Below are 23,654 nucleotides of genomic sequence, written 5' to 3'. Positions count from 1 at the left end.
TTCCTGTTGCGACACAGCCGGGAGGTCCTGACTCCTGCCGCCGCAGACCCGCCCAGTCTGCTCCCCGCCCTGGCCGGCGACGCCGTCGACGCGTACGCCATCACCCCGCCACCATCGCCCGGCTGCACCGCAGCTGACCATCGGTCCGGAACCGGCTACCGTCCGGGGGCGTACGTTGCCGCACTCAGACCCCGGCACCGACGGGTCTCGGCCTCGGCGACAGCGGTTCGGTGCCGACGCGTGAGGTACCACTCAGCGCCCAGCGCGAGGACGGCGAGCACCGTCGCCGCCGCGCCGACCAGGTAGGGGAGTCCCATCCCGCCGACCTGCGAGAGCGGACCGGTCAGGGTCGGGGCGAGCGCCGCGCCGACGAACCGGATGCCGGAGTAGCTGCTGGACGCGACTCCGCGCGGCAGGTCCGTCGCCTCCATCGCCGCTTCGGTCATGGCAGTGTTCATGACGCCCAGCAACACGCCCGAGAGCAGGGTGGCGACGATTACCACGGGCAGCTGGCCTGCGCCCAGCCAGAACGCCACCTCGTCGACGGCCAGCGCCGCGAGGGCGACGAACAGGGTCGGCCTCAGCCCCAGGATGCGGGAGAGCCGGGGAGCCACGACCACGGACGCCACCGCGAGCAGCAGGCCCCAGACGAAGAAGACGAGCCCGAGGTCGATCGGCGTGAAGTCGAGTCCGGCGTTCGAGGCAGCCTGGTGCAGCGGAAACGGCGTGAACGCGAGGATCGTGAAGTACGCGTAGTTGTAGAAGAACGTGGCCGCCAGCACCGGGACGAAGTCGTGGCGGCCGAGCGCGCGGAACGGCGCACCGAGCGACACCGGGGCTGGCTTCTCGGTCCGTCGTTGCAGATAGAGGCCGATCCCGAGCAGGCCCAGGCCCATCAGGATCGCCGTCCCGCCGAACGGTGCCCGCCAGGACACTGCGCCCAGCAGGCCACCGGCCAGCGGACCCAGCGCCATGCCCACGCCGAGGGCTGCCTCGTAGAGCACGATGGCGCTGCGGGCCTGGGCGGCCGAGCCGATGATGGCCGCCAGAGCGGTCGAGACGAACAGCGCGTTGCCGACGCCCCAGCCGCCGCGGAACCCGATGACCTGGCGGACGTCCCCACTGAGCGCGCAGGCCGTCGCGAACGTCACGACCAGTCCCAGGCCCAACAGCAATGTCCTCCGCATGCCGAACCGTGAACTGACCCACGAGCTGAAGAACATCATCAGCGCGGTGGTGAACAGGTAGCTGGTGAACAACAGCTCCGTCTGGCCGGGCGACGCGTCGAGCGATGCGGCGATGGTCGGCAGGATCGGGTCCACCAGACCGACACCCATGTAGCTGACGACGCAGGCGAAGGTGATGGCCTGGACCGAACGTGGTTGGTGCGCGATGGGGATCACTGGTTGTCTCTTTCCTTCCGCAATGCGTTCAGCTGCCGGGTGAGCCGTTGCAGGATCGGCAGCGCGGCCCGGAGCGTGTCCTGCTGGGATTCCGGCAGCGCCGCCAGCAGGTCGGCGACGGTCCGGCCCAACTGCTCCTCCCACTCGGAGCACCGGGCGAGCCCCTCCGGTGTGGCGGTGAGCAGCCTCGAGCGGGCGTCGTCCGGGTCGGGTCGGCGGGCGAGCAGCCCCTGGTCGACCAGACGGTTGACCAGCACGGTCGCGCTGGCCGCGGTGTAGCGCTCCAGACGGGCGAGTTCACCGATCCGCATCGGGCCCTCGGTGGCGACGATCCGGATCGTGCGCCAGTCGGCGGACGACACCGGGGTCCCCGCGAAGTACTGCGCATTCCGGGTGAACCGGGTGGTCGCCAGAGCGAGGTCCGCGGCGAACCGGGCATCGTCCGCCTGCGCGTCGTGGTCCGGGATGCCGGCGTCGCTGAGCATGTCGTCGGGGGTCACTCGAGCAGTGTAGTTAAGTTTCTTAAGTAGTTGGCCCGTGTCCGCTCCCGCGCACAGGAACCGGGCGCAAAGGGAGGCACTGGCAGTACCTGGAAGAACAGGCACTCCCGCACGCCGGCGGGAGGGGGTGTGATGGTCGTGGCCCGATGGAGGGCGCACCACGGGTCATCCTCGTGGTGCGCCGACGCGTCTCCCTCGGTGCTCCCCTGGCCCCGAGAAGAAAGACGAGTGTCCTCATGAAGGCAACGTTCATGTACGGCGCCGGTGACGTACGCATCGAGACCGTCCCGGACCCGATCGTCCAGGACCCGACCGACGCGATCGTACGTACGGTCCGCGCGTGCATCTGTGGCTCGGACCTGCACCCCTACCATTCGCTGCCGAAGACGGCGGAGGGGCAGTCGATGGGGCACGAACTGATCGGCGTGGTCGAGGAGATCGGCTCGGAGGTGACGAGCGTGAGGCCGGGGGACTTCGTGATCGTCCCGTTCGCGTACAGCGACAACACCTGTGTGTTCTGCCGGGAGGGCTTGCACACCGCCTGCGTCCACGGTGGCTGGTACGGCACCCCGCAGGCGGCCGGGCTGCAGGCCGAGTACGGCCGCGTCCCGCTCGCCGACGGCAGCCTGGTGAAGGTCCCGGACATCGACCCGGCGACGGCCGACGAGGCGCTGCTGGCGTCGCTGCTCACCCTGTCGGATGTGTACCTGACCGGTTACCACGGCGCCCACATGGGCGAGGTCGCCCCGGGCAGGACCGTCACCGTGGTCGGCGATGGCGCAGTCGGCCTCGGCGCGGTGCTCGCCGCCAAGCAGTTGGGCGCCGAGCGGATCATCCTGATGGGCCGGCACACGGCGCGGACCGACCTGGGCGTCGAGTTCGGCGCGACCGACGTGGTCGCCGAGCGTGGCGCGGAGGGCATCGCGAAGGTCATCGACCTCACCAACGGCGAAGGCTCCCACGTCGTTATCGAGGCCGTCGGCCATCTGCCGGCCTACCAGCAGGCGTACGGCGTCGTACGCCCCGGCGGCATCATCTCCCGGGTCGGCGTCCCGCAGTACGAAGAGGCCCCGATCGGATTCGGCTCACTGTTCGGCAAGAATGCCCGCCTGGCCGGCGGCCCCGCCCCGGTGCGCGCCTACCTGGAGGCCGCGATCCCGCAGGTCCTGGACGGCACCATCAACCCCGGCAAGGTCTTCGACCGCACCGTCAGCCTGGACGAGGTGCCCGCCGGGTATGCGGCGATGAACGCCCGCGAGGCGCTGAAGGTGATGGTCCGCCCGTGACCGATCCGGTCGACGGAGCGAGCTCGAACGAGAAGGAAGAGTAAGGAACGATGATGGAATACCGCTACCTCGGCCGCACCGGCGTCAGGGTCAGCCCGCTGTGCCTGGGCACCATGATGTTCGGCCCGTGGGCCAACAACGACCACGACGACGCGATCCGCATCATCCACGCAGCCCTGGACGCGGGCATCAACTTCGTCGACACCGCCGACGTCTACTCGGCCGGCGTCTCGGAGGAGATCACCGGGCGGGCGCTGAAGGGGCACCGGGACGAGGTGTTCTTGGCGACCAAGTTCTTCATGCCGATGGACGAGGACCCGAACCACGGCGGCGGGTCCCGCCGGTGGATCATGACCGAGGTCGAGAACTCCCTGCGGCGCCTGGGCACCGACCACATCGACCTGTACCAGGTCCACCGGCCCACTCCCGAGATCGACGTGGAGGAGACCCTGGGCGCGCTCACCGACCTCGTCCGGGCCGGGAAGGTGCGCTACATCGGCTCCTCGTCCTACTCCGGCTCGCAGATCGTGGCGGCGCAGTGGGCGGCGAAGGAGAACCACTACGCGCGGTTCGTCACCGAGCAGCCGCCGTACTCGATCCTGGTACGCGGCATCGAGGAGGACGTGCTGCCGACCACTCTGCGGCACGGGATGGGCACCCTGACCTACAGCCCGCTGGCCGGCGGTTGGCTCTCCGGCCGCTGGCGGGCCGGGAACGCACCGACCACGACGTCCGCCGCCCGCCCCGGCCCCCGCTTCGACATGAGCAGCCCCGCAAACCAGCGCAAGCTGGCGATCGTCGAGGACCTCGCCCAGCTCGCCGAGCAGACCGGGATCACGCTGATCGAGCTGGCGATCGCGTTCGTCCTCAACCACCCCGGAGTGACCGCCGCGATCGTCGGCCCGCGCACGATGGAGCACCTCCAGTCCTACCTGCCGGCCGCCGACATCACCCTCTCGGCCGAGGTGCTGGACCGCATCGACCGACTCGTCGCGCCCGGCGTGACCATCAACCCCGACGACAACAGCTACGGTGCCCACGAGCTACAGCCGGCGGCTCGACGCCGCTGAAACGTCCCGGGCCTCCCGTCCGTCCCAGCTCTGACCTACGGTGATCGACATGGCAGACGTGAAAGCAGAAGTCCGTGAGTTCCTCTCCTCACGGCGTGCGCGGCTGAGCCCGCAGGACGCGGGCCTGCCCGTCTACGGCGGCAACCGCCGGGTGGCGGGGTTGCGCCGTGAGGAGGTCGCCCTGCTCGCCGGGGTGTCGGTCGACTACTACGTACGCCTCGAGCGGGGGAACCTCGCCGGGGCCTCGGAGAGCGTGCTGGACGCGATCGCCACCACCTTGAAGCTGGACGAGGCCGAGCGCGAGTACCTCTTCGACCTCGCCCGCGCCGCGGGCCCGAGCCGCCGCAAGCCCCGGAAGACGCCCGGCGGTGTGCGGCCGGCGGTCCTGCAGGTCCTCGATGCGATCTCCGACGCCCCGGCCTGGGTGCGCAACGGTCGCCACGACATCATCGCCGCCAATCCGATGGGACGTGCCCTGTACGCCCCTGTGTTCGACGACCCGAGACGCCCGGTGAACACCACCCGGTTCACCTATCTCGATCCTGCCGCCCGCACCTTCTGGCGCGACTACGACAGGATCGCCTGGGACGCTGCGGCGATGCTGCGGCTGGAAGCCGGTCGGAACCCGCACGACCCGGACCTGATCCGCCTGGTCGGCGAGCTGTCCACGCAGAGCGAGCTGTTCCGGCAGCGCTGGGCCTCCCAGGACGTCACGTACCACCGCAGCGGCATGAAACGGCTGCATCACCCCGTCGTCGGTGATCTCGACCTGAACTTCGAGTCGATGGAACTCCCCAGCGAACCCGGACTGGTGCTGAACGTCTACACCGCCCCGGCCGGCTCACCCACCGCCGACGGACTGAAACTGCTGGCCTCGTGGGCCGCCGGCCAGCAGGAGCGGTTCACCGACGAGGACGCCACCGCCGAGGCCTGAGTACCTGCTGACCGGCGCCGAGATTCGCAGCTGCCCGGACGGTGCAGCGCGATACGTCAGCGGCACAAGGGGGCGATGCCCGCGATGAGAGCGTCCAGCCCGTACCGGAACTGCTCATCGGTGACGTAGCCCGCAGCCGTGGTCGCCGTCGCCCGGGTGTGGGGGAAGTGCTCCGCGGGGACGTCCTCGAATGCGACGAGCCGGGTCGCGACCCGTTCCGCCATGGTCGGGGCAGGTCCGTCGGGTAGTTCGGCGGCATCCATCGCGGCGAAACCGAGAACGTACGCCAGGACGGTGTACAGGACGCGGGCGGCGTCGTCCGGCGGGAATCCCGCGTCGACCAGCAGGGCGAGCACACGTTCGCCGAGTCCCAGCGCCTGGGGGCCGAACATCGGGCCGGCGACCATCAGCGGCACCATGCCGGGATGGCGGGCCAGGGCCGCGCGCAGCGCGGAGGCGATGCCGCGCACACCGGCTCGCCAGTCGCTCCCGAGCGGGCCGCCGTCCACCTCGGCCAGCACCTGCTCGATGAGCGCCGCGACCAGCGCCGCACGGTTGGGGAAGTAGGTGTAGAGCGCGTTGGGCGCCACGCCGAGCTCGGCGGCGACAGCGCGCATGCTCAGCGCATCGGTGCCGCCCGCGTCGACGAGGGCCAGCGCCGCGGCCACGACCTGGTCCTGGGTGAGCACCCGCATGCGGCCGGGGCGCCCGGCAGAACGACTTGCCATGCAGGAATTGTACGGCGTACATTATCTGTACGCCGTACAATTAAGGAGAAGCCATGACCCGCCTGCTCACCGGTGTAGCGATGCTCATCGCAGCACTCGGCACGAACATCGTCTTCGTCGCTCTCGCGAACGCCTTCGACTACCCGGCGATCCTGCGCGAACCGCCCGCCGTGGTGCTGGGCCGATTCGCGGCCACGGCCAGCGTTCGGTGGCTGTTCGCGGCTCTTGCGGCGCTCGCCGCGCTGCTCGTCCCGGTCAGCGTCGGCCTGCGCGGTCTCGATCCGCATCACTTCAGCTCGACCGCCAGGCTGGCGGCTGTGGTGGGTGTCCTGGCGGGGGTCGTCCAGGTGGTCGGCCTGTTGCGCTGGGTCTTCGCGGTCCCGGCGCTCGCGGCTGCCGCGGCGGACCCGTCCAGCGCTGCGGCGGCCCTTGTCGGGTTCACCGTCCTGCACGAATACCTGGGGGTCGGCATCGGCGAGACCCTCGGCTACCTGACGACGGCCGGATGGACGGTGCTGGTGGCGCTCGGCACGTTGCGTCGCCTCGGCCAGCCGTCCTGGCTGCGGTGGTTCGGCGTTCTCTGCGCCGCGGCCGTGGTGATCGGTGTCGCCGAGCCGTTCGGGTTTGCGGCCGGTGGCACGGTGAACTTCATCGGCTACGTGGCATGGAGCGCGTGGTTGGCCGCGACCGGGGTGCTGCTGCTGCGTCGTGCGCGAGCCTGACGACCATGCCCCCGTGGAGCTCTCTACAGACCGAGCTCCCGGAGGAGGCTCGGGATGCGTACGGTAGGGATCCACATAGACTCATTGACATCCATCTATGCGTTGGAGCATGATGGTCCCGATAGATGAGCGTCTATGTAAGGAGACCGGCGTGTTGGACGAGGACAGGGCACGGATCCAGGAGCAGGTTCGCGACCGCTACGCGCAGACGGCTCGGGCGGTCGGCGATCGTCGTCTGCTCCTGGACACCGGCGACCGCTGTGCTGGCGGCGGGTGTTGCGAGCCCACAGGCCCGGGTCCGCTGGAGGTCGACGAGCGGTTCGGCTCCGGACTCTATGTCGCCGGCGACGCGGTCGACCTGCCGGCGGAAGCGCTGGCGGCCAGCCTCGGCTGCGGCAACCCGACCGCGGTGGCCGACCTGCGCCCCGGTGAGCGCGTGCTCGACCTCGGCTCCGGCGGCGGCATTGACGTCCTGCTGTCCGCCCGCCGGGTCGGCCCCGAGGGATTCGCCGTGGGGGTGGACATGACCGACGAGATGCTGGCCCTCGCTCGCGCCAACGCAGCCAAGGCTGATGTACGCAATGTCCAGTTCGTCAAGGGCACGATCGAGGATGTCCCGCTGCCGGCCGGATCGATCGATGTGGTCATCTCCAATTGCGTGATCAATCTGTCGGTCGACAAGCCGAAGGTGCTGGCCGAGATGTTCCGCCTGCTCAGGTCGGGCGGCCGGATCGGGATCGCCGACGTGGTGGCCGAGGATGACGTGACGCCGGGCGAGCGGGCGGAGCGCGGCTCCTACGTCGGCTGCATAGCCGGCGCGCTGTCCCGCGCGGAATACCTGGCCGGGTTGGCGGAAGTCGGTTTCACCGACACCAGCGTCGCATTCACCCACGAGGTCGCCCCCGGCATGCACGGGGCGATCATCAAGGCGACGAAGCCTGCCTAGACCTCGCCCGTGGTCGCCGCGTGTCGACCGCTCCGAGCAACCAACATCTCTCGATGCCCGTGGAGAATCACTTTCGGTTCATCTGCGCGATACGGCGTCCAGGTGCTCCTGGGTGTGGTAAAGGATGCGTTGCGGACCACTGGGGGCATCGATATCGACGTACGCCTCGAGACCGATCACCTTGTGTTGCGTACCGTCAGTGTCAGCACGGTCGTTGTCAGATCAGGCACTGCGAGCGTACGAGCCGCCGCATTCTGCAATCCCATGCTGCTCCCAGCAGGGCGATCAGAATCCCCAGCGGGAGCCCCGTATACGACTGGTTCACCGGCGGTATCGGAAAAGACAGCGCCAGTACCAGCGCTACGAGAACGAGCACCATCTGCGCAAGTGTGCCCACCAAGAGATGACGACCGCGATGGTGGCCCACCCGTGAAGCCACGCGTCCGCCAAGGAATGCCCACCAGGTGAATCCGGGGGCGCCGCCCAGTGCGAACGACAGGAACACCACATTTCCGGTCATGTTCGCCACGAACACCCGGCCCAGCACCAGATAGCTGAACGCATCGACGAGACCGGTGACCACCGTCAGAAGCAACAGAAGCGGTGGCAACGGACCATGCGGGCCACCCTTCGGCGGCACCAACGTCTCCCATGCCTCCACCAGGTGACTCTTCATCACACAGCCCTCCATTCCCCGACGTCTATTCCAGCCCGAAGTAACCCGGATCGGCGAGAAAACGAGCGTACAGGGCGACGGTCATCAGCTCCTTCCAGCGGCGGGCTCGGAAGCCGGCCTCGTCCAGTTCGATGATCTGTGCTCCCGGGGTGGCCGAGAGGATCGGCGAATGGGTCGCCATCAGCACCTGGATCCCGTCGTCCCGCAACTGCGCGAGCCGGTTCGCCAACCTGATCTGGGACAGGAAGGAGAGCCCCGACTCCGGTTCGTCGAGCACGAGGAAACCACCGCGGCCGACCATGTGCCCCAGCTTCACCTCGAGGAGTTCATCGAACGCCTGACCATGCGAGCGTTCGTGGTAGCGGGCATCCGCGCCCGGGTGTTGCTCGAGGTAGGTCAGCAGACCATGCATCGTCTCGGCGCGCAGGAAGTAGCCCCACCGGGAGCGGCCGACGCCACGCACCACCCGGATCCGCTCGTGCAGCGGCGACTCGGTGGGCCGGTCCGACGGCCTCAGCGAGATGCTTCCACCCTCGGGACTGAGCCCGTAAGCCATCGCGATCGCCTCGAGGATGGTCGACTTGCCGACCCCGTTCTCCCCGACCAGGACAGTCAGCTCGGACAGCTCCAGACCGTCCCGCAGCAGCTGGGCCACCGGGGCCAGGGAGAACGGCCACCCGCTGTCGTCATCGCCCGGTTCACCGATCACCTCGCGGACGGGGAGTGAGCTGAAGGCGGCGGTCATGACGACAGGCTATGCGGCGCGCCGGACACCGCCGGGCGGACGACTCCCAGGTCGGTGTCGCCGTGCTGGCTGCGCACCCCTTCGGGCTGGCTGCCCGGGGGGAGCGACCGGCCGGCCCGGTGGCTGCGCGGAACCAGACACACGTCCGACAATCACCGCTGCATTCATTGCAGAGTGCTCAGGAAGTCCAGGAGCATCGTCGTGACGACCTCAGGGGCATCCTGGGTGATCACGTGGCCGGCCCCGGTGATGACGTGCTCCTCGATCCCTTCCGCGGCCGCCCAGCGGGGCATCGCGGTCGCGATGTTGCCGGTGCGGTCGTCGGCTCCGCGCGCCAGCAGCAACGGGATCGGGGTGCGGTAGTCGGGCTCAGGGCGCAGGAACTGGGTCGTCGCCTGCCAGGCGGCGAGGAACTCGCGCTTGGTCAGTTGAGCGAAGGCGCGTCGCAGATCCGTACGGGCTGCCTCGGTGGTGGCCGAGGCGTTCGCCATCAGCCGCGGCAACGACCCAGCCGGGATGAGCCGCAGCAGCGGGGCGGCGGCCCGCAGCGCGGCCCGCTCCACCGGGGTCAGCGGACCGCTGTTCCAGGCCGCGTCCAGTACGGCGAGCGCCGAGTAGCGATCCGGGCCCCGGCGGACCAGATACTGGGCCAGATTCCCGCCGAGCGAGAGACCGACGAGCACCGGCCGCTCCAGCTCGAGATGTGCGGTCAGCGCTTCGATGTCGGTGGCGAGGAGTGTTGCGGTCAGCGGCACCGTGGTCGGACGCGAGCGGCCGTGCCCGCGCAGATCGACCGTGACAGCCCGGAAGCCCGCCTCCGCGAGCGCCTGGTACTGGGCGTCGAACATCACGTGATCGACGCCGGCTCCGTGCAGGAACACGACACCGGGCCCTCCGCCGCTACTCGCCTCGAACCGAAGCACACACCCACCGACCTCGAGTGACCGCGTCACGTCCACCATGCTCCGAATCTACGACACCGCAGATCAGCCCTATTGCCGATCCGCAGTAACTGCATATTCTTGATCTGTGGGAACTGGAAGCTCTGAACTCGACACCCTGATCCGGGACGCCGCCGCGGCCATCACGCGGGCGGCAGAGTCGACCAGCGCTGCGGATGCCCTCCCGCTGATCGCCGAGGCCCAGGGGCAGCTCACTCGGGCGATCGACCAGGCGATGGCCGCCACCGTCCTCGAAGAGGGCACCTCCCTACGGCAAGCCGGCCAGCTCGCACAGCTCTCCGAGAACGCCGTCGGGCCACGGCTGGCCCGCACCGCCCGGCTGATGCCGTACGCGACGCCCGAAGGCCGTGTCACGAGAACATCTGTCGAGCGCGCCCGCTACGACGCCGAACTCGGACGCCCTGCCCCCACCCCCGACCATCCGGTCGAGCCGCTCAGATTCCGTCGTCGCCGCGACAGCTGACCACCCCAGGAGGAGTCCCCATGACCAACCCGCACCTCACCCACCTGTACTTCCTCCTCGACCGCTCGGGCTCGATGCAGTCCATCCGCGAGGACACCATCGGCGGGTTCAACGCCTTCATCGCCGATCAACGCCGTCACCCCGGCGACTGCCGAGTCACCCTCGCCCAGTTCGACAACCAGTACGAGGTCGTCTACCGGGACAAGCCCATCGGGGACGTGCCCGGGCTCGATCTGCAACCGCGGGGGACGACCGCCCTGCTGGATGCCATCGGCCGCCTCGTCACGGACGCCGGCGCCCAGCTCGCCTCCCTGCCCGAGCCGGAACGGCCCGGCACCGTCATCGTCGGGATCATGACCGACGGCTACGAGAACGCCTCCCGGGAGTGGACACATCCGGCGATCAGAGCACTCATCCAGCAGCAGACGACGACCTACAGCTGGGAGTTCCTCTACCTGGGCGCCGACCAGGACGCCATCGAGGTCGGTACCAGCCTCGGTGTCGCCGCCAACCGTTCAATGACCTACGCCCGCGACGCGGCCGGTTCGGCGATGAGGATGACGTCCTACCTGGTCGGGCGGGTACGCACCGCGCGGGTCGCCGGAGCACCGGCCGCGGACATCGGCTACACCGAGCAGGAACGACGGGAATCCGCCGGCGAGCCCTCGGACTGATCGGCGACCGCGCGGCGGACGGTCACCTCGGCGAGTCGTCGGAGCGGGCAGCCGCGCCTCAGACCAGCAGGTGGTCGTTCATCACCGGTTGCAGCCCGTGGGCCCGGATGGCGGCACACACCTCCGGAAGGCTGCGGCCGTCGGCGATCTCGAACTGCTCGTCGCCGGACCCCAGCCCCTCCGCATGGGCACCCACCCCGGTGCTGACTCCCGCCGACACCTTGGTCGCCACCACGCCGATCACGTTGTCGCGGAAGCCGGCGCGCTCCCGGGTCGACACCGTGATGGCGGCGTACGGCAGGAACAACCGGTAGGCACACAGGATCTGCAGCAGCTGCCGCTCGTGGACGTCGCGCGGGTTCACGGTGGCGTCCGCCACCGTCGGACGCAGCCGTGGGCAGGACAGGCTGATCTCCGCGGCCGGGTAGGCCTTCTGCACCAGGGAGGCGTGCAGGCCGGTGGCCAGAGCGTCGGTGTGCCAGTCGTCCAGACCGAGCAGCGCGCCGAAGCCGACGCCGCGCATGCCGCCGCGCAGCGCCCGCTCCTGCGACTGGAAGCGGTAGGGGAAGCTGCGCTTGCGCCCACCCGGATGCAGCGGGTCGTACGCGTCGGGGTTGTACGTCTCCTGGTAGACGCAGACGGCGTCCGCGCCGGCCTCGTGGAGCGTACGGTACTCGGCGGTGTTGACCGGCTGGATCTCCACCGCGACGGTCCGGAACAGCCGGGCGGCCCGGCGGACGGCGTCGGCGATGTACTCAGTGTTCGAGAATTTCGGGCTCTCGCCGGTGAGGATGAGGATCTCCTCGAAGCCGGTGTCGGCGATCGCCCGCAGCTCCGCGTCGATGCCGTCGGGGGTGAGCCGCATCCGGTGGATCCGGTTGTCGGCCGCGAACCCGCAGTAGGTGCAGAGGTTGGCGCAGTAGTTCGCGATGTAGAGCGGTGTGAACAGTTGGATCGAGGTGCCGAAGTGCTCGCGGGTCTCGCGCCTGGCCGCCACCGCCAGGTCCTCGAGCAGGGGAGCGGCGGCGGGGGAGAGCAGGGCAGCGAAGTCGTCGATCGTCCGGGTCCGGTGGCTCAGCGCCGCCTTGACGTCACGGCTGGTGTAGACGGAGAAATCAGTCGCCGCCACCCGGGCGAGCACCTGCGCCATCAGCCCGGAGTCGAGTCGCTCCTGTCGGGGGTAGTACCCCATGTGGTCGGTGTGCCTCATCGGGCCACCTCGTCCAGCTCCACCTCATCCAGGAATGCGGTCAGCGGGCTGGACGCCTCGCCACCGCGCTCCAGCACCCGGCCCGGCCCGGCCAGATAGCCCGCGCGGCCGGCCTCGATCGCCAGCCGGAAGGCCCGGGCCATCGCCGGGACGTCCGACGCGGTGGCGATCGCGGTGTTGGCCATGATCGCGGCGGCGCCCAGCTCCATCGCCTCGCAGGCCTGCGAGGGCCGGCCGATGCCGGCGTCGACGATGATCGGCACCTCGATCTCGTCGATCAGGATCTGGAGGAACTCCTTGGCGGCCAGCCCACGGTTCGAGCCGATCGGAGCCGCCAACGGCATCACCGCCGCCGCACCGGCCGTGACCAGGTCGCGGGCCACGGTCAGATCGGGGTGCATGTACGGCAGCACGATGAACCCCTCGGCGGCAAGGATCTCGGTCGCCTTGAGGGTCTCCTGGTTGTCCGGCAGCAGGTACTTCGAGTCGCGGACGACCTCGATCTTGACGAAGTCGCCGCAGCCGAGCTCGCGGGCCAGCCGCGCGATGCGCACCGCCTCGTCGGCCGTACGGGCCCCCGAGGTGTTGGGCAGCAGAGTGACGTGGTCGGGGATGTGGTCGAGGATGCTCTCGGTATCGGCGGTGGCCCGCCGCAGCGCGAGGGTGATCATCTGCGCTCCGGCCTGGTCGACGGCCGCTCTGATCAGCTCGAGGTTGTACTTGCCCGACCCGAGGATGAACCGGGACGAGAACTCGTGTCCACCGAGGGTGAACGTGTCAGACATTGTGGTGCACTCACTTCCTACGCCGGCATGATCCGGACAGGTTCGACGGTCCAAGCGCGTCAGCTTGCTCTCAGCCCCTGCTGGGGCTCCCGTGGGAATGCGACCACGCTATACCCGACCCCCCGGCGCAGCGCCGCCGGGGGGTCGGGTCCGCGTCAGACCAGCCCGTGGCGCGCCTTGAACTCGCGCCGACGCGCGTGGAGGATCGGCTCGGTGTAGCCCGAGGGCGACTCCGTGCCGTGCAGAGCCAGGTCGCGGGCGGCACACCAGGCGATCGAGTCCTCGTACGATCCCTCCGGGGTGGCCGGGGTCATCGGCAGGTAGTCAGGATCGTCGGCGTTCTGCTGGTCCACCACCACCGCCATCCGCCGGAACGCGTCGACCACGAACTCCGCCGACACCACGTCGTGATGGATCCAGTTGGCCAGCATCTGCGAGCTGATCCGGCAGGTCGCCCGGTCCTCCATCAGGTCGACGTCGTTGATGTCGGGCACCTTGGAGCAACCCACCCCCTGTTCGACCCAGCGGACGACGTAGCCGAGGATCGACTGGCAGGAGTTGTCGACCTCGCGGCGACGCTCGTCCGCGGTCCAGTCCGTGCTCGGGGCGAGCGGGATCCGGAGCAGCCCGTCCAGGGTGGCGCGGCGTCCCCCGCGGGCGATCTCGGCCTGACGCTCCCGCACATCCACCTGGTGGTAGTGGGTGGCATGCAGGGTCGCGCCGGTGGGGGAGGGCACCCAGGCGGTGTTCGCCCCGGCCAGCGGGTGGGCGATCTTCGTCTCCAGCATGTCCGCCATCAGCTCGGTCATCGCCCACATGCCCTTGCCGATCTGGGCGTGACCGGGCAGTCCGGCGGCCAGGCCGACATCGACGTTCCAGTCCTCGTAGCTGGTCATCCAGGTGGCCGACTTCATCTCCGCCTTGCGGATCATCGGGCCGGCGACCATGGAGGTGTGGATCTCGTCGCCGGTCCGGTCGAGGAAGCCGGTGTTGATGAAGATGATCCGGTCGGCGGCCTCCCCGATGCAGGCCATCAGGTTCACCGTCGTCCGGCGCTCCTCGTCCATGATGCCCATCTTGATGGTGTGCCGCTCCAGCCCGAGGATGTCCTCGACGGCGCCGAAGAGGTCCGAGGTGAACGTCACCTCCGCGGGCCCGTGTTGTTTGGGTTTCACGATGTAGATCGAACCGGCGCGGGAGTTGGCCCGTTCGTTGCCGGCGGCCAGGCCCGGCATCGCGCACAGGCTGGTGACGAGGGCGTCCAGGATGCCTTCGGGCAGCTCCCGGCCGTGTTCGTCGAGCACCGCCGGGGTGGTCATCAGGTGGCCGACGTTGCGGGTCAGCATCAGTGACCGGCCCGGCAGGCGCAGCTCGGTGCCGTCCGGCGCGGACCAGCGGCGATCCTCGGCGAGGGTGCGGGTGAACGTACGCCCGCCCTTCGCCATCTCCTCCGCCGCGGTGCCGTCGTTGAGCGCCAGCCAGTTGCGGTACCCGATCACCTTGTCGGGTCCGTCGACCGCCGCCACGGAGTCCTCGAAGTCCATGATCGCTGTGATCGCGGCCTCGAGGATGACGTCGCTGATATGGGCGCGGTCCGACCGGCCGATGGCGCTGTCGGCCTCGAACCGGATCTCGATGTGCAGTCCGTGGTGGCGCAGCAGGACGCTGCTCGGCACGCCGGGGGCGCCGGTGAACCCGACGAAGGCGTCCTCGTCGGCCAGCCCGACGACATCGCCGGACCGCAGCGTCGCCAGCAGCCGGCGCCCGGCCCGGTACTCCACGACGTCGGCGTGGGAGCCGGAGGCGAGGGGCACCGCCCGGTCCAGGAACGCGCGGGCCCAGGCGATCACCCGCTGTCCGCGGACCGGGTTGTAGCCACGGCCGCGCTCGGCGCCGCCGTCCGCACTGATCGCGTCGGTGCCGTAGAGCGCGTCGTAGAGCGAGCCCCACCGGGCGTTGGCCGCGTTGATCGCGAACCGCCGGTTCATCACCGGCACCACCAGCTGCGGGCCGGCCACCTCCGCGATCTCGGTGTCGACGTTCCGGGTGCGGGCCCGGACGCCGGTCGGCTCGTCGAGCAGGTAGCCGATGTCGCGGAGGAACTGCTGGTAGGCGACCGGCTCCGGGACGCCGGGATGCTCCCGGTGGTAGGTGTCGAGGGCGGTCTGCAGCCGCTCGCGCTCCTGCAGCAGGGCGCGGTTGCGGTCGGTGAACCCGTGGAACAGCTGCACGAAGCCGTCCCAGAACGTCTCCTGCGGGACGCCGGCGCCGGGCAACGCCTCCTCGTCGAGGAACGCCACCAGCCTGCGGTCGACCAGCAGGTCACCGATCGGCTGGTGGGTCTCGGTCCGCAGCCCGGCGGGGGGCATGGTCGATGTGGTCATGGCGGTCTCCTCACTCCCGTGCGGTGTCGGATCAGAACTGGGCGATCTCGGTGGAGTCCTTCAGAGCTGTCGTCGAGCTCTGCGGGTTGACCACGGTGGCGATGTCGTCGAAGTAGCCGGTGCCGACCTCGCGCTGGTGCTTGGTGGCAGTGTAGCCACGCTCCTCGGCCGCGAACTCGCGCTCCTGCAGGTCGACGTAGGCGGACATCCCGTGGCGGGCGTAGCCGTGGGCGAGGTCGTACATCGAGTAGTTGAGGGCGTGGAAACCGGCCAGGGTGATGAACTGGAACTTGAACCCCATCGCGCCCAGCTCACGCTGGAACTTGGCGATCGTGGCGTCGTCGAGGTGCTTCTTCCAGTTGAACGACGGCGAGCAGTTGTACGCCAGCAGCTGCTCGGGATGCTCCGCCTTGACGCCCTCCGCGAACTTCCGGGCGACCTCGAGGTCGGGGGTGCCGGTCTCCATCCACAGCAGGTCGGCGTACTGGGCGTACGCCTTGCCCCGGGCGATGCAGGCCTCGAGCCCGTTGCGGACCTTGTAGAAGCCCTCGCTGGTGCGCTCGCCGGTGAGGAACTCCTGGTCCCGCTCGTCGACGTCGGAGGTGATCAGGGTGGCCGCCTCGGCGTCGGTGCGGGCGATGATCACCGACGGGACGTCGGCGACGTCGGCCGCGAGCCGGGCGGCGTTGAGGGTGCGCTCGTGCTGCTTGGTCGGCACCAGCACCTTGCCGCCGAGGTGGCCGCACTTCTTCTCGGAGGCCAGCTGATCCTCCCAGTGGACGCCGGAGGCACCCGCCACGATCATCGACTTCATCAACTCATAGGCGTTGAGCGGACCACCGAAACCGGCCTCGGCGTCGGCCACGATCGGGACCAGCCAGTCCTCGACCGTACGGATGCCTTCGGAGTGCTCGATCTGGTCGGCGCGCAGCAGCGCGTTGTTGATCCGCCGGACGACCTGCGGCACCGAATTGGCCGGGTACAGCGACTGGTCGGGGTAGGTCTGGCCGGCCAGGTTGGCGTCCGCCGCGACCTGCCAGCCGGAGAGGTAGATGGCCCGCAGACCGGCCTTGACCTGCTGCACCGCCTGGTTGCCGGTGAGCGCGCCGAGCGCGTTGAGGTAGTCCTCGGTGTGGATCTTCTCCCAGAGCCGCTCGGCGCCCCGGCGGGCGAGCGTGTGCTCCTCCTGCACGGTGCCACGGAGGCGGACGACATCGTGAGCGGTGTAGTCCCGCCGGACGTCGGCCCAGCGGGAGTTGGTCTTCCAGTCGTGCTGGATGAGTTCGGCGGAGGTGGAGCTCATGATGGTGTTCCTTCGGTTCGTCGGGCCAGCGTCCTTGCTGCGCGTCCCGTTGACACCACCTTGCGTGACCTGCACCACAACTTCCTAGAGAAAACTCTGGAAAGAAACGCAAAAATTCTGCTACCGTCAATTTCGTGCTTGTCAATGATGATCAGCCCACGGACCCTGACGACGCGGCCGACGCTTTCGATCCGTTTTCCCTCGGCCGGCGGTTGCGGCACCTGCGCAAGGAGCACCACCTGACGCTGGGCCAGGTCGCCGAGCGGTCCGGCGTCTCGGCGTCGCAACTCTCCCTGCTCGAGAACGGCAAGCGCGAGGCGAAGCTGTCCATGCTGCAACGGATCGCCCGGGTGTACGACGCGACGCTCGACGATCTCACCGCCCCGGTGCCCAGCCGCCGCGCCCAGCTGGAGATCGAGCTCGAGCACCACATGCGCTCCCCGCTGGCCCGGGCCAAGGGCCTGCCGACGGTCCGGATCTCCCCACGGATGCCGATCGACGTCCTCGAGGCACTCGTCGGGCTGCACCGCGAACTCGCCCGGGAGGCCGCCGAACGGGTCGCCACGCCGGAGGAGGCGCGGCGCGCCAACGCCCAACTGCGGGACGAGATGCGTGCCCGCAACAACTACTACGGCGAACTCGAGGCGGAGGCGGCGAAGCTGCTGAACCGCGTCGGCTACGTGTCGGGGCCGCTGTCGCAACACCTCATCGGCGAGATCACCGAGCACCTCGGGTTCACCCTGCACCATGCCAGCGACCTGCCGCATTCGACCCGCTCGGTCACCGACCTGAGGAACATGAGGATCTACCTGCCCACCGCCGGGCTGGGGGACCACGACCCCAAGTCGGTCCTGCTGCAGGCGCTCGGACACCACATCCTCGGCCACACGCCGCCGACGAGCTACGGCGACTTCCTGCGCCAGCGGGTCGAGACCAACTACTTCGCCGCGGCGCTGCTGATGCCCGAGGCGCCAGCCGTACGTTTCCTGCAGCAGGCGAAGGACCGGCGGGAGCTGGCGCCGGAGGACCTGCGGGACGCCTTTGCGGTCAGCTACGAGGGTGCCTGCCACCGGCTCACGAATCTGGCCACCGAGCACCTGGGCATCCCGATCCACTTCCAGCGGGTGCACGAATCCGGCGTCATCTACAAGGCGTACGAGAACGACGGGGTCACCTTCCCCAAGGACAGCCTGGGCGCGATCGAGGGCCAGCCGTTGTGTCGCTACTGGACGTCGCGGCAGGTCTTCGACGTGCCGGACAAGTTCAATGCGTTCGACCAGTACACCGACACCCCCGACGGCACGTACTGGTGCACGGCCCGCGTCGATCGGGCCGATGCCAGCGGCGCGTTCTCCACCAGCATCGGCGTGCCCTACAAGGAGTCGAAGTGGTTCCGGGGCCGCGACACCAAGGAGCACTCGGTCTCCCGGTGCCCCGACGAGAGCTGCTGTCGCCGGGCGCCGGCGGAGCTGACCCAGCGGTGGTCCGGCTACGCCTGGCCGAGCGCGCGGGCCCACGCACACCTGCTTGCCGCGCTTCCGCCCGGCACGTTCCCAGGGGTCGAGGACGCCGAGGTCTACCAGTTCCTCGATTCCCGCTCGGGTCACCCGGAGGACTGATCCGGGTCGTCCTCCGGGTTGACGGACAACGGACAACCCTGTCCCCTCGGCAGTCCGGACGGGCGCTAGTGTCGCTCAGGCCGTTGGATCGACCGACACCCACCGCCTCGAAGGAGCACTCCCATGAGCCTGACCGACCGCAAACCGGATCGCACCGTGAGGCCGGCCGTGTCCGCGCGGAAGGTGGCGATCATGGCGGTCTTCATCGCGTTGAGCGCCGTCGGCTCCCTGATCAAGCTCCCCAGCCCGCTGGGCACGGTCGCCCTCGACTCGGCCCCGGGCTTCTTCACCGCGGTCGCCTTCGGCGGGTGGCTGGGCTTCGTCGTCGCAGCCGTCGGCCACCTGCTCACCTCCGCGATCGCGGGCTTCCCACTGACTCTGCCGCTGCACCTGCTGATCGCGCTCGGCATGGGCATCTGTGCCCAGGTCTTCTGCTGGCTCGGCCGGCGGGGGACCGTCGGGATGGTCGCGGGTCTGGTCGTCACTGCCGTGCTGAACAGCTTCGGCCTGGGCCTGGTCGTCCTGCCCGTCGGCGGCTGGGGCATGTACGTCGCCTCGGTCCCGTCGCTGCTGGTGGGGGCGGTGGTCAACCTCGTCATCGCCACCATCGCCTACTACGCCGTCCGCAACACCAGGCTCGTGAACTGACCCGATGCGGGACTCTCTCGACGTGGTCGACGTCACCTATCGCTACCCCCGCGGCGACGCGGACGCCCTCCGGGGGGTCGATCTCCGCTTTCCGGCCGGCAGCTTCACCGCGGTGATGGGCCCGACGGGCGCCGGGAAGTCCTCCCTGCTGATGACCCTCAACGGCGTGATCCCACAACTGACGGAGGGGACCCTCCACGGTGCCGTCCGGCTGGACGGAGCCGATCTCGCCGACTATCGGGTCCAGACCATCACCGAGCACGTCGGCCTGGTGCTGCAGGATCCCGAGGGCCAACTGCTGGGTCGTACGGTCGCCGAGGACGTCGCCTTCGGTCCGCGCAACTATCTGGTGCCCCGCGACGAGATCCGGCGCCGGGTGACGGGATGCCTGGCCCGGGTGGGGCTGGCCGGTCTCGAGGAGCGGGCGACGGCCGAGCTCTCCGGCGGCCAGAAGCAACGCCTCGCCATCGCCGGGATCCTGGCCCTCGAGCCGGAGGTGCTGTGCCTCGACGAGCCCGCCGCGGAGCTCGACCCCCAGGGTCGCAGGGAGGTCTATGCCACCCTGGACCTGCTGCGTCACACCCCGGGGACGGCGGTCATCGTGGTCGACCACGACGGCGCCGATGTCGTCCGCAGGGCCGACCGCCTGGTCGTCCTGGACGAGGGCCGCGTCGGCTGGCAGGGCCGCCCGGTGGACTTCTTCCGTGACCCGGGGCTGGCGGCGCGGCACTCGATCAGGCCACTGCCGATCGCGGTGATCGGGTCAGTGCTCGCCGAGGCCGGCCTGATCGCCCACCAGAACGTGCCCCTGGACGTCGACACGGCCGTGGCGATCGTGGACCAGCTGCGGTCCGGGCGTCCCCTTCCGGCCCCCACCCCCGCTTCCGGGACTGCTCCGCCGGCTGCGGGGACCGCCCCGGTGATCGAGCTGCGGGACCTGGCCCACACCTATCCGGACGGCCATCGGGGCCTGGCGGGGGTGAACCTGACCATCGGACGCGGCGAGTACGTCGCTCTGGTCGGACGGAACGGTGCCGGCAAGACGACCCTCACCAAACACCTCAACCGCCTGCTGGACCCCACCTCGGGCGTCGTCCGGATCGACGGGGTGGACGCGGCCCGGCTCGAGCCCTGGGAACTCGCCCACCAGGTCGGTTACGTGTTCCAGAATCCCGACCACCAGATCTTCAACCGTACGGTCGCCGACGAGGTCGGCTACGGACTGAGGATCGCCGGGCTGGATCCCGACAGGATCGGGCAACGGGTCGCCGAGACCCTGGACCTGTGCGGACTGTCCGCTGTCGGCGACCGGCATCCGTTCTCTCTCGGCAAGGGGGAGCGCCAACGGATCGCGGTCGCGTCGGTGCTCGCTCTGCAGCCGCCCGTCCTGGTCGTCGACGAACCCACCACGGGACAGGACTGGTCCGGCGTCCGGGGTGTGATGGCGCTCATCGACCGGCTCAACGCCCACGGGACCACGATCCTGATGGTCACCCACGACATCGACCTGGTGGCCGGCCACGCGCGCCGGACGGTCGTGCTGGATGCCGGGCAGGTGATGGCCGACGGCCCCACCGCCGAGGTCCTGGCCGCCGCCGGGGTGTCCGTCCCGCCGACCGCGGAACTCTGCCGGCGGCTGTGGCCGGACGCGGTGCCCGTGCTCGACGCGGGGCTGCTCGGTCGTCACCTCGCGACGACGCTGGACCGGCGGGCCGCCGGATGAGACTGCACGCGCTGGACGTCCGGGTCAAGCTGGTCTGTTTCGTCGCGATCATGGTGGCGGTGATCACCCTCTCCCACCCGCTGTGGACCACCGCACTCCTGGCCGGGCTGCTGGCGGCGCTCGCGGCCGCGGGAACGCCGCTCCGGGGACTGCGGGGGGTGATCGAGCCGTTGGTGCCCGTCTTGGTGCTGGTCGTGGCCGTCACGCTGGTGACCGGTGGCCGGTCCACGGCACCCGACCACGCGGGTGTGCTGATCGCCGCCGGCCCGATGACAGCCACCGTGGCAGGCCTCCTGGTCGGGCTGAACCTGGTGGCCAGGATCCTGGTGATGGTGGTGGCGACGTACGCCGTCACGATCAGCACGCCGGTCGACGACCTGCTGGTGGTGATGGCGACACTGCGCGCCCCGACCTGGTTGTCGATCCTGGTCACCACGGCGATCTCGGCCATCCCCACGATGGCCCGGAAGAAGGACCTGATCATCGACGCCCAGCGCGCCCGCGGCGCCCGGGTCCGGAACAGCGGGCCGATCGGACGGATCACCGCGGTGATCCCACTCATGGTCCCGTTGATCACCGGCTCGATCCTGATGGCGGAGAACCTCGCCATCGCCCTGACCAACCGTGGCTACGGTGCCCGGACGTCGATGACCATGCTGCGAAAGCTGAGGCTGCGGCGCTCGGATCTGGTGGTGCTCACCCTTGTCCTGGCCGTCGTGGCGGTGCTCGTCTGGTTGCGCTTCGCACGCGGATACGGCCGGCTGTGAGATCGGGTCCGCATCCCGGCGTGCCGGGGCCGATGTCCGGACCGACTGTCCGACCGTTCCGCGACCTGCTGGTGCTCGGCGGCGGTCTCGTGGTCGCCACCGACTGTGTCGGTGGGATCGGCCCGAAGCCGGCCGACACCGTGCCGGCGGACGCCGTCACGGTCGCCCACTTCGCCCTGCGGGTCCCGCTGCTCGAGATCCTGTGTGTCGGCGCCGAACCGATCGCGGTCGTCAACGACCTCTGTGTGGAGCGAGATCCGACCGGCGAGCCGATGATCGCGGAGATCCGCCGGCTGGCCGCGGAGGCCGGGGTACCGGCGGAAGCGGTGACGGGCAGCACCGAGGAGAACGTCGTCACCCGCTCCACCGGTGTCGCCGTCACCGTCATCGGGCGCCTGCCGAAGGGCCGGGAACCGCGGGGCCGGTCGCTGGCCGGCGACCTCGTGCTGTGCGCCGGGACGCCGCTGTCGGCCCCGCGGGACCACCTCGTCATCGGTCGTCCGGGCCTCGTCCCGGTGACCTCGGTCCGCGCCCTCCTCGCCTCCGGACTCGTGCACGACGCGGTCCCGGTGGGGTCACGGGGGCTCGCCTGGGAGGTGCCCCAGCTCGCCGGACCCGCCGGTCTGACTGCCGTGTGGACGGCGGACGCACCGGTCTCCCGGACCGACTCGGGCGGACCGTCGAGTTGCGTGCTGCTCAGTTGCGCGCCGGACGCGGTGCAGCCGCTCCGGGCGATCATCGGCGCCGGGGTGCCGCTGCATCCGGTCGCGCAACTGACCCAGTGATCCGTATTTGTATGTACATTTGCTTGACTTCGTCCTGTCATGACGTTTAGATTGTCTCGTGGCCATCAGCTGGGCGGCATCGGCGCCCCCACGCCACCGACCAGGAGCTTGAGTCCATGAATGACACGGCGTACCTCGAGACGGCACTCGTAGCCGGTCCCCTTTTGGAGGCTGCCCAGACCACCCCCACCGCCCTGTGGAACGACTCCTCCGATCTGGAGGAGTTGCGTCAGTCCATCGCCTTCGGCGGCGTGGGCGCCACCTGCAACCCGGTGATCGCCTACACGACGATCTCCAAGCACCCGGAGGTGTGGACCGACCGGATCCGCGAGATCGCGGCCGCCCACCCGACCTGGGGTGAGTCGCAGATCGGCTGGCAGGCGGTCAAGGACATGTCGGTCGAGGCCGCCCAACTGCTGGAACCGATCTTCCATGCGCACAACGGGCGCAACGGCCGCCTGTCGGTGCAGACCGACCCGCGGCTGCACCGCGACGCCGACGCGATCGTCGCCCAGGCCGTCGAGTTCAGCGAGCTGGCGCCCAACATCGTGGTGAAGATCCCGGCCACCGACGTCGGCATCAAGGCCATCGAGGAGGCCACTTACCGCGGCGTCTCGGTCAACGTGACCGTCTCCTTCTCCGTCCCGCAGGCGGTGACCGCCGGTGAGGCGATCGAGCGGGCCCTCAAGCGCCGCGAGACCGAGGGCCTCGACACCGCCACCATGGGGCCGGTCGTCACCATCATGTGCGGACGCCTGGACGACTGGCTCAAGCACGTCGTCTCCCGCGACAAGATCTTCCTCGATCCGGCTGCCCTGGAGTGGGCCGGTGTGGCCGCCTTCAAGCACGCTTACCAGATCTTCCAGGAGCGCGGCCTGCGGGCCCGGCTGCTGTCGGCGGCCTTCCGCAACGTGCTGCAGTGGGCGGAGTTCGTCGGCGGTGACGTCGTGGTCTCCCCGCCGTTCAAGTGGCAGGCACTGATCAACGCCTCCGACTACCAGGTCACCCCGCGGATGGACGTCCCGGTCAGCGAGCACTACCTGGAGCAGCTGCGCCGGATCCCCGACTTCGTCCGCGCCTACGAGGCCGACGGGATGACCCCGGTCGAGTTCGACGAGTTCGGCCCCACCCGACGCACCCTGCGCCAGTTCCTGACGGCCGACGCCGACCTGGACGCCCTGGTGCGCGACATCCTGATCCCGGCCCCCTGATCCCGGACCGGCTCCTGCCCTCTTCTCCCCGTCTGCCCGGTCGCGCTGATCACCGGGCAGACGGGGAGTGTGCTTGGACACCGCTCCGTCCCAGGAGATGGGTGATACAG

The 23,654-nt window shown here is 69.7% G+C and carries 23 protein-coding genes and 1 riboswitch; of the genes, 13 read left to right on the top strand and 10 right to left on the bottom strand.

Features of this window, described 5'->3' with window-relative positions:
* Positions 1 to 155 precede the first annotated feature (155 nt).
* Together R0145_RS08800 and R0145_RS08795 are read right to left on the bottom strand one after the other, a co-directional pair.
* The gene (locus R0145_RS08800) at positions 156 to 1,400 is read right to left on the bottom strand and encodes an MFS transporter (protein WP_317840192.1); all 1,245 of its coding nucleotides are present in this window, start codon (positions 1,398 to 1,400) and stop codon (positions 156 to 158) included.
* Complete coding sequence (locus tag R0145_RS08795) at positions 1,400 to 1,903, bottom strand: MarR family winged helix-turn-helix transcriptional regulator (RefSeq protein ID WP_317840013.1); 504 nt, start codon at positions 1,901 to 1,903, stop codon at positions 1,400 to 1,402. Before R0145_RS08795 ends, R0145_RS08800 begins: the two co-directional genes overlap by 1 nt.
* 236 nt (positions 1,904 to 2,139) lie before the next feature.
* Between R0145_RS08795 and R0145_RS08790 the strand changes: the two genes are divergently transcribed.
* Genes R0145_RS08790 through R0145_RS08780 form a run of 3 tightly spaced genes read left to right on the top strand, consistent with a single transcriptional unit; the run spans position 2,140 to position 5,193 of the window.
* Positions 2,140 to 3,189 (top strand): zinc-binding dehydrogenase, encoded by a 1,050-nt coding sequence (locus tag R0145_RS08790; RefSeq protein ID WP_317840012.1) that lies wholly within the window; start codon positions 2,140 to 2,142, stop codon positions 3,187 to 3,189.
* Positions 3,190 to 3,242: 53 nt separating this feature from the next.
* Complete coding sequence (locus R0145_RS08785) at positions 3,243 to 4,259, top strand: aldo/keto reductase (RefSeq protein WP_317840011.1); 1,017 nt, start codon at positions 3,243 to 3,245, stop codon at positions 4,257 to 4,259.
* Between the two features lie 49 nt (positions 4,260 to 4,308).
* Complete coding sequence (locus tag R0145_RS08780) at positions 4,309 to 5,193, top strand: helix-turn-helix transcriptional regulator (protein ID WP_317840010.1); 885 nt, start codon at positions 4,309 to 4,311, stop codon at positions 5,191 to 5,193.
* A gap of 56 nt (positions 5,194 to 5,249) precedes the next feature.
* Here the strand turns inward: R0145_RS08780 and R0145_RS08775 are convergent, their stop codons facing one another.
* Complete coding sequence (locus R0145_RS08775) at positions 5,250 to 5,921, bottom strand: TetR/AcrR family transcriptional regulator (RefSeq protein WP_317840008.1); 672 nt, start codon at positions 5,919 to 5,921, stop codon at positions 5,250 to 5,252.
* Between the two features lie 53 nt (positions 5,922 to 5,974).
* Between R0145_RS08775 and R0145_RS08770 the strand changes: the two genes are divergently transcribed.
* Together R0145_RS08770 and arsM are read left to right on the top strand one after the other, a co-directional pair.
* Positions 5,975 to 6,643 carry a DUF4386 family protein gene (locus tag R0145_RS08770; RefSeq protein ID WP_317840007.1) on the top strand — a complete coding sequence of 223 codons (669 nt, stop codon included), beginning with the start codon at positions 5,975 to 5,977 and terminating at the stop codon, positions 6,641 to 6,643.
* Positions 6,644 to 6,794: 151 nt separating this feature from the next.
* The gene (arsM, locus tag R0145_RS08765; protein WP_317840006.1) at positions 6,795 to 7,589 is read left to right on the top strand and encodes an arsenite methyltransferase; all 795 of its coding nucleotides are present in this window, start codon (positions 6,795 to 6,797) and stop codon (positions 7,587 to 7,589) included.
* A 217-nt stretch (positions 7,590 to 7,806) separates the two neighbouring features.
* Here the strand turns inward: arsM and R0145_RS08760 are convergent, their stop codons facing one another.
* The 3 genes from R0145_RS08760 to R0145_RS08750 form a co-directional block, all read right to left on the bottom strand.
* On the bottom strand, positions 7,807 to 8,265 hold the full coding sequence (locus tag R0145_RS08760) for a DUF1275 family protein (RefSeq protein WP_317840004.1): 459 nt from the start codon (positions 8,263 to 8,265) through the stop codon (positions 7,807 to 7,809).
* Positions 8,266 to 8,290: 25 nt separating this feature from the next.
* Positions 8,291 to 9,010, bottom strand: coding sequence for an AAA family ATPase (locus tag R0145_RS08755; RefSeq protein WP_317840002.1), 720 nt, complete (start codon positions 9,008 to 9,010; stop codon positions 8,291 to 8,293).
* 164 nt (positions 9,011 to 9,174) lie between these two features.
* Positions 9,175 to 9,972, bottom strand: coding sequence for an alpha/beta hydrolase (locus tag R0145_RS08750; protein WP_317840000.1), 798 nt, complete (start codon positions 9,970 to 9,972; stop codon positions 9,175 to 9,177).
* Positions 9,973 to 10,039: 67 nt separating this feature from the next.
* On the opposite strand from R0145_RS08750, the gene R0145_RS08745 reads away from it, so the two are divergent.
* Both R0145_RS08745 and R0145_RS08740 read left to right on the top strand, forming a co-directional pair.
* Entirely contained in the window at positions 10,040 to 10,435 is a 396-nt protein-coding gene (locus R0145_RS08745) for a hypothetical protein (RefSeq protein ID WP_317839999.1), read from the top strand.
* 20 nt (positions 10,436 to 10,455) lie between these two features.
* Complete coding sequence (locus R0145_RS08740) at positions 10,456 to 11,109, top strand: vWA domain-containing protein (protein ID WP_317839998.1); 654 nt, start codon at positions 10,456 to 10,458, stop codon at positions 11,107 to 11,109.
* 58 nt (positions 11,110 to 11,167) lie between these two features.
* Here R0145_RS08740 and thiH read toward each other — a convergent pair whose 3' ends face one another.
* The 4 genes from thiH to aceA all read right to left on the bottom strand — a co-directional run bounded on the left by thiH (position 11,168) and on the right by aceA (position 16,866).
* The gene (gene thiH / locus R0145_RS08735; protein ID WP_317839997.1) at positions 11,168 to 12,319 is read right to left on the bottom strand and encodes a 2-iminoacetate synthase ThiH; all 1,152 of its coding nucleotides are present in this window, start codon (positions 12,317 to 12,319) and stop codon (positions 11,168 to 11,170) included.
* Positions 12,316 to 13,104, bottom strand: a complete 789-nt coding sequence (locus tag R0145_RS08730; protein ID WP_317839996.1) for a thiazole synthase — start codon at positions 13,102 to 13,104, stop codon at positions 12,316 to 12,318. Before R0145_RS08730 ends, thiH begins: the two co-directional genes overlap by 4 nt.
* Positions 13,102 to 13,207: riboswitch (TPP riboswitch) on the bottom strand. Its footprint overlaps the gene before it by 3 nt.
* 52 nt (positions 13,208 to 13,259) lie before the next feature.
* Positions 13,260 to 15,488 (bottom strand): malate synthase G, encoded by a 2,229-nt coding sequence (locus R0145_RS08725; RefSeq protein ID WP_317839995.1) that lies wholly within the window; start codon positions 15,486 to 15,488, stop codon positions 13,260 to 13,262.
* Positions 15,489 to 15,519: 31 nt separating this feature from the next.
* Positions 15,520 to 16,866, bottom strand: coding sequence for an isocitrate lyase (gene aceA / locus R0145_RS08720; protein WP_411742089.1), 1,347 nt, complete (start codon positions 16,864 to 16,866; stop codon positions 15,520 to 15,522).
* A gap of 59 nt (positions 16,867 to 16,925) precedes the next feature.
* On the opposite strand from aceA, the gene R0145_RS08715 reads away from it, so the two are divergent.
* The 6 genes from R0145_RS08715 to R0145_RS08690 all read left to right on the top strand — a co-directional run bounded on the left by R0145_RS08715 (position 16,926) and on the right by R0145_RS08690 (position 23,544).
* Positions 16,926 to 18,410 (top strand): helix-turn-helix domain-containing protein, encoded by a 1,485-nt coding sequence (locus tag R0145_RS08715; RefSeq protein ID WP_317839991.1) that lies wholly within the window; start codon positions 16,926 to 16,928, stop codon positions 18,408 to 18,410.
* 123 nt (positions 18,411 to 18,533) lie between these two features.
* Positions 18,534 to 19,058, top strand: coding sequence for an ECF transporter S component (locus R0145_RS08710; RefSeq protein ID WP_317839989.1), 525 nt, complete (start codon positions 18,534 to 18,536; stop codon positions 19,056 to 19,058).
* 4 nt (positions 19,059 to 19,062) lie between these two features.
* Positions 19,063 to 20,781 (top strand): ABC transporter ATP-binding protein, encoded by a 1,719-nt coding sequence (locus R0145_RS08705; RefSeq protein WP_317839988.1) that lies wholly within the window; start codon positions 19,063 to 19,065, stop codon positions 20,779 to 20,781.
* Positions 20,778 to 21,548: an energy-coupling factor transporter transmembrane component T gene (locus R0145_RS08700; protein WP_317839986.1), complete on the top strand. Its 771-nt coding sequence runs from the start codon at positions 20,778 to 20,780 to the stop codon at positions 21,546 to 21,548. The genes R0145_RS08705 and R0145_RS08700 overlap by 4 nt, the downstream gene beginning before the upstream one ends.
* A gap of 32 nt (positions 21,549 to 21,580) precedes the next feature.
* Positions 21,581 to 22,333, top strand: coding sequence for an AIR synthase related protein (locus R0145_RS08695; RefSeq protein WP_317839985.1), 753 nt, complete (start codon positions 21,581 to 21,583; stop codon positions 22,331 to 22,333).
* A gap of 116 nt (positions 22,334 to 22,449) precedes the next feature.
* Positions 22,450 to 23,544 carry a transaldolase family protein gene (locus tag R0145_RS08690; RefSeq protein WP_317839984.1) on the top strand — a complete coding sequence of 365 codons (1,095 nt, stop codon included), beginning with the start codon at positions 22,450 to 22,452 and terminating at the stop codon, positions 23,542 to 23,544.
* Positions 23,545 to 23,654 lie beyond the last annotated feature (110 nt).

This window comes from Raineyella sp. W15-4 (genome assembly GCF_033170155.1).
Classification (GTDB): domain Bacteria; phylum Actinomycetota; class Actinomycetes; order Propionibacteriales; family Propionibacteriaceae; genus Raineyella.
The sequence above is the reverse complement of the archived record's forward strand: the minus strand, read 5'-3'. Positions and strand labels throughout refer to the sequence as shown.